The 12,177-nt window shown below is 38.6% G+C and carries 9 protein-coding genes; all 9 read left to right on the forward strand.

Features of this window, described 5'->3' with window-relative positions:
• Positions 1-13: 13 nt before the first annotated feature.
• Positions 14-1,987, forward strand: a complete 1,974-nt coding sequence (locus tag BLR62_RS09875) for a DHH family phosphoesterase (protein WP_090796411.1) — start codon at positions 14-16, stop codon at positions 1,985-1,987.
• A complete protein-coding gene (gene rplI / locus BLR62_RS09880) occupies positions 1,984-2,430 on the forward strand; it encodes a 50S ribosomal protein L9 (protein WP_090796414.1) in 447 nt (148 codons plus the stop codon). The genes BLR62_RS09875 and rplI overlap by 4 nt, the downstream gene beginning before the upstream one ends.
• A gap of 73 nt (positions 2,431-2,503) precedes the next feature.
• Positions 2,504-3,871 carry a replicative DNA helicase gene (gene dnaB, locus BLR62_RS09885; RefSeq protein ID WP_090796416.1) on the forward strand — a complete coding sequence of 456 codons (1,368 nt, stop codon included), beginning with the start codon at positions 2,504-2,506 and terminating at the stop codon, positions 3,869-3,871.
• A 141-nt stretch (positions 3,872-4,012) separates the two neighbouring features.
• Positions 4,013-5,014, forward strand: a complete 1,002-nt coding sequence (locus tag BLR62_RS09890) for a sugar-binding protein (protein ID WP_176759273.1) — start codon at positions 4,013-4,015, stop codon at positions 5,012-5,014.
• Complete coding sequence (locus tag BLR62_RS09895) at positions 5,011-6,459, forward strand: sensor histidine kinase (RefSeq protein ID WP_090796420.1); 1,449 nt, start codon at positions 5,011-5,013, stop codon at positions 6,457-6,459. The genes BLR62_RS09890 and BLR62_RS09895 overlap by 4 nt, the downstream gene beginning before the upstream one ends.
• Entirely contained in the window at positions 6,456-7,997 is a 1,542-nt protein-coding gene (locus BLR62_RS09900; RefSeq protein ID WP_090796423.1) for a helix-turn-helix domain-containing protein, read from the forward strand. Before BLR62_RS09895 ends, BLR62_RS09900 begins: the two co-directional genes overlap by 4 nt.
• Positions 7,998-8,184: 187 nt before the next feature.
• Positions 8,185-9,249: a D-xylose ABC transporter substrate-binding protein gene (xylF, locus tag BLR62_RS09905; protein ID WP_090796426.1), complete on the forward strand. Its 1,065-nt coding sequence runs from the start codon at positions 8,185-8,187 to the stop codon at positions 9,247-9,249.
• Between the two features lie 68 nt (positions 9,250-9,317).
• On the forward strand, positions 9,318-10,841 hold the full coding sequence (locus BLR62_RS09910) for a sugar ABC transporter ATP-binding protein (protein ID WP_090796428.1): 1,524 nt from the start codon (positions 9,318-9,320) through the stop codon (positions 10,839-10,841).
• Positions 10,831-11,967, forward strand: coding sequence for a sugar ABC transporter permease (locus tag BLR62_RS09915; RefSeq protein WP_090796430.1), 1,137 nt, complete (start codon positions 10,831-10,833; stop codon positions 11,965-11,967). Before BLR62_RS09910 ends, BLR62_RS09915 begins: the two co-directional genes overlap by 11 nt.
• The last annotated feature ends 210 nt before the right edge of the window (positions 11,968-12,177 follow it).

Raw genomic sequence — 12,177 nt, forward strand, 5'->3', positions numbered from 1 at the left:
GGAGCTGACAGAAATGGGTAAACTTTTTAAAAAAACAGATATGAATTCCCATATTGTCTATATATACATCTTAGCGTTTCTATTACTAGGGTTTACCTGGTTTGTACAATGGACGCTCGGTTTAGCGATGACCTTACTACTAGCGGCTTCGCTGTATTATACGATTAAAAAAGAACAACAATTATTAGAGCAGCGCGAAGAATACATTTCAACCTTATCGCATCGTGTTAAAAAGGTCGGTGAGGAAGCTTTACTTGAAATGCCAATTGGGATTGTTTTATATAGTGAGAATTTCCAAGTTGAATGGACAAACCCCTATTTAAATAAATTCGCAGAAACAGAGAGCTTCGTAGGTGATTCTCTTAGTGTACTATCTGATGAATTAATTCGTGGGATTAAAGAAAATGAAGATCAAGTTAGCGTTCAACTAGGCGCCTGTCAGTTTCATGTCGTCATTAAACGTGAGGAAAGATTGCTTTATTTCTTTGACCGGACACAACAAGCAGAAGTACAAAGGCTTTATCGAAATGAACAAACGGTTTTAGGGATTATATTCCTTGATAATTATGAAGAAATCACACAAGCCATGGATGATACCCGTAAATCTCATGTCAATTCACGTGTTACTTCAATTTTAAATGAATGGTCGAGTCAGTACGGCATTTATTTGAAGCGGATTAGTCAAGATCGTTTCATTGCCATCTTGAATCAAAAAATTCTTACACAATTAGAGAAGACGAAATTTGAGATCTTAGATGAAGTACGTGAACTGATTTCTGATAATAAAAATATTCCACTCACATTAAGTGTCGGTATTGGTTTAGGTGGCGATTCACTTCCGACACTAGGCGAACTTGCTCAATCAAGTCTTGATTTAGCATTAGGACGTGGTGGTGATCAAGTCGTCATCAAAGATGATCAAAATAAGGTTCGATTTTATGGTGGTAAAACCAATCCAATGGAGAAACGAACCCGTGTTAGAGCACGTGTCATTTCACATGCATTAAAAGAGCTCGTAACAGAAAGCGATCAAATATTTATTATGGGACATAAGCAACCGGATATGGATTCGATCGGCTCGGCAATAGGTGTATTAAAAATTGCGATTGCTAATGATGTGGATGGCTACATCGTGATTGATGAAAATGACCTCGATACAGGTGTTGAGCGATTAATTGATGAAGTGAAAAAGACAGAATTGTGGGATCATTTTATTTCACCAGAAGAAGCCCATGATATGGTATCGAAATCTTCGCTTCTCGTAGTTGTCGATACGCACAAGCCATCGCTCGTCGCTAATGAGAAATTGTTAAGTAAAACCAATTATGTCGTCGTGATTGATCATCACCGTCGTGCTGAAGAGTTTATTGATCACCCGACACTTGTCTATATGGAGCCGTATGCATCATCAACGGCTGAACTTGTCACAGAGTTATTGGAATATCAGCCAAAATCGATGAAGTTATCGATGTTAGAATCGACAGCGCTTTTAGCTGGTATAACAGTTGATACGAAAAGCTTTACACTTCGTACAGGATCAAGAACGTTTGATGCAGCATCGTACCTTCGCTCTAAAGGCGCAGATACAGTGATGGTTCAGCGCTTTATGGAAGAAGATTTAAATATATACATTAGACGAAGTCGTTTAATTGAAAGTGCGAATATTTATCATGATCGGATTGCGATCGCTAAAGCAAAACCAAATGATATTTTTAATCCAGTTGTCATCGCACAAGCTGCGGATACACTTCTAACGATGAGCGGTATTGATGCATCATTTGTTATTTCAGAACGAAAAGATGGGCGAGTGGGTGTGAGTGCACGCTCATTAGGACAAATTAACGTCCAAGTTATTATGGAAGAAATGGAAGGTGGCGGACACTTAACAAATGCCGCAACACAACTTTCAGATCTATCAATAGATGAAGTTTATGAACAACTCTTAACGATTATCGACCAAAAGCTTGAAGGAGGCGACGCGTCATGAAAGTAATTTTTACAAAAGATGTTAAAGGGAAAGGTAAAAAAGGCGAAGTCAAAAATGTTTCAGAAGGGTATGCGCGTAACTACTTGCTAAAAAATAATTTGGCAGTTGAAGCAACACCAGGAAACTTAAAAGGTCTTGAAGCGAAGAAAAAGAAAGAAGAACAAAAAGAACAAGAAATTGAAGATGAAGCAAAAGCATTGAAAGAAAAACTGAAAGACTTAGAAGTGAAAATTCCAACAAAAGCAGGCGATGCAGGTCGTTTATTCGGCTCAATTACATCTAAGCATATTTCAGAAACGTTAAAGAAAAGCTATCAAATTGATATTGATAAACGTAAAATTGAACTCGATAATCCAATTCGTTCATTAGGCTACACGAATGTGCCAGTGAAATTACACCATAATGTAACAGGTGAAATAAAAGTACATGTTGTAGAGAAGTAAATTTAAAAAAGGGGGGAGTTTTTCCCCTCTTGTTTTTGTACAAAAGCAATTGGAAAGGCTAGGAGGATGTACGATGCCAGAAGCATGGGAAGAAAATCGAACCCCACCTCATAATATAGAAGCAGAACAAGCTGTATTAGGTGCGATCTTTTTAGAACCAGATTCAATGTCACAAGCATCTGAGTATTTAATGCCAGATGACTTTTATCGAGCCGCACATCAACGCATTTTCCAAGTCATGATGCAGCTAACAGATAAGGGTGAGCCGATTGATTTAGTGACGGTGACAACAGCCTTACAAAACGGTCAACTGTTAGATGATGTAGGCGGTGTTTCTTACTTAACAGAACTTGCCGAAGCGGTACCAACAGCTGCAAATATAAGTTATTATACAAAAATTGTGGAAGAGAAGGCGCTTCTTCGTCGTTTAATCCGAACGGCAACAGACATTGTTACTGAAAGTTTCACAAAAGAAGATGAGATTGAAGAAGTATTAAGTGAAGCTGAGAAGAACATTTTAGAAGTCAGTAATCGAAAAAATTCAGGTGCATTCAAAAATATTAAAGATGTACTGATTGAAGCGTATGATAACATTGAACAATTGCACTTACAAGATGGAGAAGTGACGGGGATCCCAACAGGCTTCTCAGACCTTGACCATATCACCTCAGGCTTTCAACGCAATGATTTGATCATTGTCGCGGCACGTCCATCAGTTGGTAAGACGGCCTTTGCTTTAAATATCTCTCAGAACGTTGCGATTAATACAGATGAAAATGTCGCGATCTTCAGTTTAGAGATGGGGGCAGATCAGCTCGTTAATCGTATGCTTTGTGCAGAGGGCAACATTGACTCACAAAGACTTCGTACAGGACACTTAGAAACAGAAGACTGGGGTAAATTGACGATGGCAATGGGCTCCTTATCAAATGCAGGGATTTTCATTGATGATTCACCAGGTATTCGTGTGAACGAGATTCGTTCTAAATGCCGTCGTCTAAAACAAGAACATGGCTTAGGGATGATCTTAATTGATTACTTACAGCTCATTCAAGGTAGTGGTGCATCAGCTAAAGAGAACCGCCAACAAGAAGTATCAGAGATTTCTCGTGCCTTAAAAGGGCTCGCTCGGGAATTGAACGTACCTGTTATCGCATTGTCTCAGCTATCTCGTGGAGTTGAACAGAGACAAGACAAGCGTCCGATGATGTCGGATTTACGTGAGTCAGGAAGTATTGAGCAAGATGCCGATATAGTTGGCTTTTTATATCGTGATGATTATTACGACCAAGAGTCTGAAAAACAAAATATTATTGAAATCATTATTTCAAAACAACGTAACGGTCCTGTTGGTACAGTCGAACTTGCATTTATTAAAGAATATAATAAATTCGTCGATTTGGATCATCGCTATAACAGCGCAGACGTACCTCCAGCATAAAACGATCCCTTTTAGGGGTCTTTTTTTTATAGTTAAAAATAAAATAAAAATCGACAGTATACGCCATGATCTGCTATGATAACGTTAACAAAAACTTTGTATTACCATTAAACAAAGGTGAGTTTTAAAGGGGGGATGGGTGTGTTATTTAAGGTTGTTACAAGTCTGACTACGGTGTTCATCGTCACGTCTTTAGCATTTTCGATCTATTATTTTCAAGAAGTAAGAGAGATAGATGAAGAGATTGCAGCAGTGCGTCGTGACTCAGAAGAAGACAGGGGATATCGCCTTGCATTGATTACAGAACAGATGGATCATGAGTACTGGCACATTGTTGAAGAAGGCGTCAGAGAAGCGGAAACAGATTTAGATGTCGATGTTAAATATTTAGGCACGAGGCGAACCAATTATGAAGAACAATACCGTTTAATGGATATGCAAATTGCTGGTGGTGTGGATGGTATTATTGTTCAAGCGGTCAGTGAAGAGATGTTTCAGCCCCTTATTAATAAAGCGATCGACCGCAACATACCTGTTGTCACCATTGATACAGACGCCCCGTCGAGTAACAGACTAAGTTATATTGGTACAGATAATTACCAAGCAGGGTTTACAGCTGGTGAAGCTTTAGTCAACGACTTAGGCGAAACAGGAAATATTGCGATTATCACCAATAGTTTAACCTCAACGCATCAAAGACTAAGAGTCCAAGGGTTTGAAGATGCGATTAGTGAATATGAAGAATTGGAAATCATTCGAACTGAAGTCTCGAATAATACACGGATTGAAGCAGAGCAAGAGGCTCTAGCCATATTAAGAGAAGAAGAAGAGGTGGATGCTTTTTACGGAACAAGTGCACTAGACGGACTAGGTATTACCGAGGCACTTAAAGAACACCCACAAAAAGAAGAGATTTATACGATTGTTTTTGACTCTCTTGATGAAACATTAGCTTTATTACGAAGTGGTGAAGTGGATACGATTATTTCACAACAACCTTATGAAATGGGGTACAAAAGTGTCGAAACATTAGTGGGACTGCTAAATGGTGAATCGTATCCTGAGATTCAACACACGGTTGTTGATGTATTAAGGCAAGATAATTTAGCAGATTTCCCGTTTGACGGGAGGGATCCTCGATGAAATTAAGAACAAAACTGCTGATTTACTTTTTCGCTATTATTACATTAGCGGGCGGAGTATATGTGCTGCAACATCGAACAAATGAACAAGTTTTTCAGCTGTATGAAGATAATTTAGACCTATTCCTCCAGCTGAATCAAGTGTCTAATCAAGCGCATGAAACCTATGATTCTATGCATTTGTATGCTTTAGAATCCGATCGCTCGCAATATTTGAACTATGTAAGTGAACGAGAACGCTTAGAAGAGATGATTACATGGGTTAACGACCTGATTGATACGCTACCGTACTCATTCGAATTGGAAAATTACCGGCATATGCTCATCAGTTTAAATGAAGAGCTTGCTTTAGCTGAAACAGGTGTTGTATCGAACAATGTTCAAACCTACTCCAGGCATTTAAATGAAGCTGAAACCATTGTTCAATATATCGATGAAATGACATTAACATTGATTGATCATGAATTAAACGAATATGAGGAGATCTTTCAACTATCTGATGCTAAAGTGACGACCGTTCAACAAGCAGGGATTGCACTAATTGTATTTGTGCTATCAACTGGTTTTTTAATTGCGTATTGGTTTACATACCGGTCTACGTCTACCATTGAAAAAATGACCGAATCAGCTAAAGAAATTGCCTTAGGAGAATTTGATGGACCAGATGTAAAGACAAAAGTAAAAGATGAGCTGTGGTTTTTATCTGAAACATTTAATGACATGAAGCGAAATGTTCAACAAAATGTGGCAGCAATTGAAGAAAAATCACGTTTATCAAGGTTATTAAAAGAAGCAGAATTAAAAAGCCTTCAAAATCAGATGAATCCTCACTTTCTATTTAATACACTCAACACGATCTCACGCCTTGCTTACATTGAAGGCGCAAAGGAATCGAGTGAATTGATGAATAGTGTATCAAAATTGTTACGTTATAACTTAAGAGATATTGAACGGCCAACGACTTTAGGCAATGAGCTTGAAGCCATCCAAGATTATTTACTCATCCAAGAAACGCGCTTCGGTGACCGACTATCTGTTCAAATTGATATCGATGAATCATGTCTAGATATACCGATCCCCGCATTAACGTTACAACCGTTAATTGAAAACGCATTTATCCATGGAACAGAAGGGATGGTTGAAGGGGCTAAAATTGTAGTTTCTGTAGAAGAAACAGATGGTGATGTGTATATCTCTGTTTCGGATAATGGAAAGGGCATGTCAACAGATACAATTGAGTCAGTCTATCAAAAAGCGCAAGAAGGTGCAGTTACAGCGACTGAGGGTAAAGGTCATTCAACTGGCATTGGCTTGCCTAATGTGATGGCAAGGCTCAATCATGTGATGCCCGATGCTTACTTCGAAATAAAGAGTACTGAAGGTAAGGGTACGGTCATAACCATAATTATACCGAAAACAATTCAAGATAAGGAGAGCGAGTCATGACGATGAAGATCCTATTAGTAGATGACGAAAAGCTGGAGCGCGTTACCCAACGAAAGTTTATAGAAGTGAATCGCCCTGATCTTGAAATTTGTGGTGAGGCAAGTAATGGTGATGAAGCGATTAAGTTGATTGAAGAGCATAAGCCAGATTTAATTTGCTTAGATATTCAAATGCCAGGTACAACAGGTGTGGATGTCGTTAAAAAAAGCAAAAAGATTCATCCAGACGGAAAGATTATTATGGTGACAGCGTATGATACATTTGAATATGCACGTCAAGTGATGAAATATGGCGTGAAAGAATATTTACTAAAACCAGTAAAAGAATCCGAATTTTTAACAAGTATCGATCAGGTTTTGTTTGAACATCAGAAGGAACAAGCAAAAATTATTGAAAGACAAAGGCAAGAAGAACGAATCGATACGTATATGTCATCACTTAGAGCTAATCGCATATTAGGTCTTTTAATGGATTATCATGTTGATGGGATACAAGATGAAAGTTTAGATGAATTAATGCAAATGGATGTATTTGCTGCTGTTGTTTCGCTTAGAGAAGGTGGACATGATGAGTTGGCTAGGATACGAAAAGCAATGGAAGAAGAATTGTTACATTCTCATCCTAAAACGATCACAGGACCAGTGCTCGGCACACATATCCCGGTTCTACTTGTACTAGAAAAACAGTCTGAATCCATGGAAAAGCGTGTACAACATCTCGTATCTAGATTGAATAAACGGATCGGTGGACTTGGTGTTTTAATGGGAGCAGGGCGCATGATCCAACAAAAAAGTGAATTTTCTAGATCGTATGAAGAAGCTATTTCAGCTCTTTCTATTGTTAGGCAATCAGAAGGCGCTAGGTTCCATATTCATCATCAAGTGGACACAGAAACGGCTCATCATGATTTCGCGAAAGAAAGTCGTTTAATTGAAGCGGTTAAGCAAGGCGAAATACAGTACATCGAAGAAGAATTTCTACGTTATATCACGTCAGTGTCTGAAATGAATGGCTTTCGTTTTAATGCAGTCAAAGCCCGTATTGAAGAATTTTTTGTTGTCTTACACCGAGCTCTAGAAGAATTAGGCGTCCATAGCCAACGTTTTTCATCAGATATGATTTCGAATTTAACACAATTACGAGAGCAGACGCATCAACATATTAAATCGGTCACAGAAGATGTCAATCGTTGGCGTGCAGATGATATGACCCATGCACTCGATCAGCTGAAAAGCTATATTGATCATCACTATCATGAGGGTATTACATTAGAAGAAGCGGCCGATCAAGCAGGTCTAAGTATGTATTATGTTAGTAAACTATTTAAAGAACGCTTTGGCAAGTCTTTCATTCAATACGTAACAGAGCGTCGTATAACAGAAGCTAAAGATTTATTAAGCCATACGAAACAATCTTTAAAAGAAATCGCACTGGACTTGGGCTATAAAGATCCAAACTATTTCAGCCGTGTTTTCAAAAAAGAAACCGGCATGAGCCCAAGTGAGTACCGAGAATCTAAGATGAAAAGCAACCAGTGAATAGAAGACAGAGCATCCTGACACTTATCGGGATGTTCTTTTTTATTTTCCTTTCACAAAATTGTCTAGGTCTTTGCTAAAAATTGAAGATGAAAACGCATACATTATGCTTGATAACTTGATAAAGTGTAATTAACCGCAACGATGGATTGTGGACATCTCATAATTTAAGAAGGGGGAAATAGTAATGAAAAAGATGGTAGGCGTTTTATTAATTAGTATGTTAGTTTTTGTTTTGGCAGCGTGTGGTCAAGACGCACAAGAGGATTCAGCAGATGATGCAAGTGATTTAACAATTGGGTTATCAGTGGCCGATTTAACATTAGAACGTTGGCAACATGACCGTGATATTTTCGTAGAAACGGCTGAAGAACATGGAGCAGAAGTCATTGTCCAATCAGCAGATGGGGATGAAGCAGTTCAAACGAGTCAAGTTGAGAATATGTTAACCCAAGGTGTCGATGTTCTTGTTATTATTGCACATAATTCAGATAGTATTGGAGCAGTCGCGCAGGAAGCGGTTGATGAAGGTGTTCCAGTAATCGCTTATGACCGTATGATTAACAATGCTGAAATTGATGCGTATATTTCATTTGATAATGAGCGTGTAGGTGAAATGCAAGCAGAATATATCGTAGACCAAGTACCTGAAGGTCGCTACTTCATGATGGGTGGTGCTCCAACAGATAATAATGCACAAATGTTCCGTGATGGTCAAATGAATATTATTGAACCACTTGTAGATAGTGGTGATATTGAAATCGTGGGTGATCAATGGGCTGATGATTGGTCTGCATCTGCAGCACTAGAAATTATGGAAAATGCCCTCACAGCAAACAACAATGAAATTGATGCCGTTGTCGCATCAAATGATAATACAGCTGGTGGTGCGATCCAAGCATTAGCTGCTGAAGGTTTAGACGGAGAAGTTGCTATTTCAGGTCAAGATGCGGACTTAGCAGGTGTACAGCGTATTGTAGAAGGTACACAAACGATGACCGTGTACAAACAAATTCACCTGATTGCATCAGAAGCAGCAGAGTTAGCGGTATCTGTTGGTACAGGTGAAGACATTGACTTTGATGATGAAATTGAAAATGGTGTCATTGATGTACCATCTGTTCTGTTAGATCCAATTGCAGTTGATGAGTCAAATGTAATTGAAACAGTTATCGAAGATGGATTCCACAGCTTTGAAGATGTTTATAGCAACGTACCTGAAGATGAAAGACCTGATTACGACGGTGAATAATTTAGGATAGATGGGGGGCTTTCCTCCCATCTTACCTTTTCATATGTGAGAATTAAGGTGGTGACATAATGGATACGATATTAGAAATGAAACAGATCACAAAAGAATTCCCGGGGGTTAAGGCACTAGATGATGTCACATTCAAAGTGAATCGAGGTCAAATTCATGCACTTTGTGGTGAGAACGGTGCTGGAAAATCAACATTAATGAAAGTGTTAAGTGGTGTATTTCTATATGGGGATTATAATGGTGATATTGTGATTAATGGTAATGTTCAAAAATTCCAGTCAATTAAAGACTCGGAAAATGCGGGTGTGACCATTATCTATCAAGAACTTGCACTTGTGAAAGATATGACGATCGCTGAAAATATCTTTTTAGGTAACGAAAAAGCTAAAAAAGGGATTATTAGCTGGGAAGATATGAATGAATCAGCGAATGAATGGCTGAAAAAGGTAGGATTATCAGTTGAAGCAATAGAAAAAGTCGGTTCATTAGGTGTTGGTCAACAGCAACTTGTAGAAATTGCGAAAGCATTATCAAAAGATTGCGAGATCATCATTATGGATGAGCCAACAGCTGCATTAGCAGAAGAAGAAGTCGAGATTTTAATGGAGATTTTAAATCAACTAAGAGAACAAGGGATTACAGTTATTTATATTTCTCATAAACTAAAAGAAGTTATGCAGATTGCTGATGAAGTTACCGTTTTAAGAGACGGTCAAACGATTGATACAAAAGCAATTAGTGAAGTAACTGAAAATGATATTATTTCGCTGATGGTTGGTAGAGAACTAAAAAATCTCTTCCCTTATCAAGATAATCGAAAAAAAGAGACGATTATGAAAGTAGAAGATTTTGCTTTCAAATTAAAAGGGTCAGGCACGCCTGTGACATCACATATTAACTTTGATCTTAAAAAAGGTGAGGTACTTGGCATTGGTGGTTTAATGGGTGCAGGGCGAACAGAGCTTGCTATGAGTCTATTTGGTGGCTATGAAGGAAAAGCAGAAGGAACCGTTGAAATTGACGGAAAACGCTACGGTATAGCAGGCCCCAAAGAAGCGATTGATTACGGATTAGCCTATGTGTCTGAAGATCGTAAGCGCTATGGTCTTGTTTTAGGCATGGATGTCGCTCAGAATACAACATTAGCCTCCCTTGGCAAAATTTCCTCACTTTCATTCCTGCAAAAAGAGCAAGAAGTCGTTCAAACAGAACACTTCAATGAGAAAATGCGTGTTAAAACACCATCACTTGAGACGCCTGTATTAACGCTTTCTGGTGGTAACCAACAGAAAGTCGTTTTAAGTAAATGGTTAATGACCAATCCAAAAGTGCTTATTCTTGATGAACCGACACGTGGTATTGACGTAGGGGCGAAGCAGGAAATCTATAAGTTAATCAATGAATTAACAGAACAAGGTGTCAGTGTTATTATGATCTCCTCTGAACTACCAGAACTGCTAGGCATGTCTGACAGAGTGTTAGTGATGGCAGATTATAGCATTACGGGTGAATTAACACGTGAAGAGGCGAATCAAGAAGCAATATTGAAGCTGGCAACAGGAGGCGAAACCCATGAAAAATAAATTGAAATTTAAATTTGATATGCGGGCATACACACTAATTATTGCCCTGCTTTTAATCGTTGCAATTTTTACGATTATGACAAATGGGGACTTTATTTCCTCACGTAATATTACGAACTTAACAAGACAAATGACAGTTATTGGTGTTCTAGCTGTTGGGATGACACTCGTCATTGTAGCCGGTCATATTGATTTATCTGTCGGGTCCATTGTTGGTCTAACAGGTGGTATTGCAGCGATCCTGCAAGTATGGCATGGATGGTCAACGTTACCTGTTATTCTCGTTACAATCCTCGCAGGTGTTGTTTTAGGATTATGGCAAGGTTGGTGGGTTGCCTACAAAGGTGTTCCCGCATTCATTGTCACATTGGGTGGCATGTTGATTTTCCGTGGTATTTTACTCGGGATTAGCGGCGGTCAAACCGTTGCCCCAATGAATACCTCATTTAGAGCGATTGGTCAGGCGTATATTCCATTCGCATTAGGCTATATTCTTTTAGCTGTACTGATTGTATTAGGTTTTGTATCGATAATGCGTAAACGAAAACGTCGCGCAGATCTCAACATGACGGTTATACCACCCGTTGTTGATTATGGAAAAATGGTGGTTTTCTCAGTACTTGTGACAGGATTTGTCTACATGCTAAGCCGTTATCAAGGTGTACCTGTTCCTTTATTAATCTTGCTCGTCATTGCAGGAATATTCATCTTCATTTCAAGAAACACCACATTCGGTCGCCATATTTATGCGATCGGTGGTAATGAAGAAGCAGCGAAACTCTCAGGGATTAACATTAAACGAAACTTACTCTATGTATTTATCTTAATGGGTGCACTTGGTGCTGTTGGTGGTATCATTTTAACAAGCCGATTAAACGCTGGTACGGTTGGTGCGGGTGATATGTACGAACTTGATACGATTGCAGCTGTGGTCATCGGCGGAACGAGTTTAGCAGGTGGTGTGGGTACGATCGTCGGCTCGATTTTAGGTGCCCTTATTATGGCTAGTATTGATAATGGGATGAGCATGATGAACATTGCTCCATTCTGGCAGTATATTGTAAAAGGTTTAATTCTAATCTTTGCTGTTTATTTAGACATTGCATCAAAGAAAAAGAATAAATAATAATGAATCTTTAACAAATTATAAACATTGGTTTTACCCCCTTTTATAAACCCGCTCTTCTCATGAGAAGAGCGGGTTTAGTTTGTAATCGCATAAATAGATTAAACTAATCACCTGAATAGATCGAACACGAACGTTGAGTTAAATATATTGATAAATGTTCGTAATTAAATTGACTAATGCGTTAGTGATTGCTAAAATGATCTATGT

Source organism: Pelagirhabdus alkalitolerans (assembly GCF_900096905.1).
GTDB lineage: Bacteria > Bacillota > Bacilli > Bacillales > Amphibacillaceae > Pelagirhabdus > Pelagirhabdus alkalitolerans.

Excerpts from the sequence above, each read along its gene's own strand:
- BLR62_RS09875 (WP_090796411.1), top strand. The coding sequence starts at position 14 with ATGGGTAAACTTTTTAAAAAAACAGATATGAATTCCCATATTGTCTAT.
- rplI (WP_090796414.1), top strand. The coding sequence starts at position 1,984 with ATGAAAGTAATTTTTACAAAAGATGTTAAAGGGAAAGGTAAAAAAGGC.
- dnaB (WP_090796416.1), top strand. The coding sequence starts at position 2,504 with ATGCCAGAAGCATGGGAAGAAAATCGAACCCCACCTCATAATATAGAA.
- BLR62_RS09895 (WP_090796420.1), top strand. The coding sequence starts at position 5,011 with ATGAAATTAAGAACAAAACTGCTGATTTACTTTTTCGCTATTATTACA.
- BLR62_RS09900 (WP_090796423.1), top strand. The coding sequence starts at position 6,456 with ATGACGATGAAGATCCTATTAGTAGATGACGAAAAGCTGGAGCGCGTT.
- xylF (WP_090796426.1), top strand. The coding sequence starts at position 8,185 with ATGAAAAAGATGGTAGGCGTTTTATTAATTAGTATGTTAGTTTTTGTT.
- BLR62_RS09910 (WP_090796428.1), top strand. The coding sequence starts at position 9,318 with ATGGATACGATATTAGAAATGAAACAGATCACAAAAGAATTCCCGGGG.
- BLR62_RS09915 (WP_090796430.1), top strand. The coding sequence starts at position 10,831 with ATGAAAAATAAATTGAAATTTAAATTTGATATGCGGGCATACACACTA.